We start from the raw sequence: 739 nt of genomic DNA, 5'->3' as shown, positions 1-739 counted from the left end.
CCCCTGGATGCCGAGTGAGCTTGCTGTCGCGATGCCGCGCTTGACGACGTCCTGCGCGACCGCTGCGAAATCATCGAATCCGTTTTGGCGATTGCCCTTGAGCGCCGCTTGATGCCAGGCCGGGCCGAACTCGCCGCCGCCGCGGATGCAGGCCTGCACATAGGCATTGCCCTTTTCCAGCCATAGCCTCCCGCGCACGCCGGCATAGCCGGGCAGCAGCGGCACTTCGAAACCGCCATAGCCGTAAAGCAGCGTCGGCACCGGCCCCTTCTGATCGCGCCGCCTGACGACAAAATAAGGGATCATCGTGCCGTCCTTGGAGCGCGCCTCGAACTGTTCCGAGATGAGCGGCGAGGCATCGAAACGCGCCGGCTGCGACTTCACGGTAGCGAGCGTCTCGCCATTGTCGTCAGACCAGATGATCGAACTCGGGGTCAGGAAATCGGTGAAGGAAAAGGACACGCTCGAGCCGAACTGCTCGGCATGGCTGATGCCGACATTGCCATTTTCGGGCAGCGCCACCGGTTTCAGCGACCAGTTGCCATCCTTGCGCTCGCAGACGACGACCTTGCCGCGCACATTGTCCATCAGGCTGATGAACAGCCGGTCCTGCGTGCGGGCCATGCCGGCGATGGACACGCGATATGCCGGCTCGAACAAGGTTTCGACAGATCCGAGCGCGCCGGTCTCGACCCAGTGCGCCAGATCCAGCGAATAGAGGCCGTCGGGCTTGCAAACC

At 63.5% G+C, this 739-nt stretch carries 1 protein-coding gene; it reads right to left on the bottom strand.

Annotation, left to right across the window (positions count from 1 at the left end; translation table 11 throughout):
• Window positions 1-739, bottom strand: a 739-nt coding sequence (locus tag EN749_RS36700) for a prolyl oligopeptidase family serine peptidase (RefSeq protein WP_145991220.1), incomplete at both ends; no start/stop codon positions are given.

This window comes from Mesorhizobium sp. M7A.F.Ca.ET.027.02.1.1, from assembly GCF_004022985.1.
In the GTDB taxonomy this organism is placed as follows: Bacteria; Pseudomonadota; Alphaproteobacteria; order Rhizobiales; family Rhizobiaceae; genus Mesorhizobium.
This window is presented reverse-complemented; position numbering and strand designations above follow the sequence as displayed.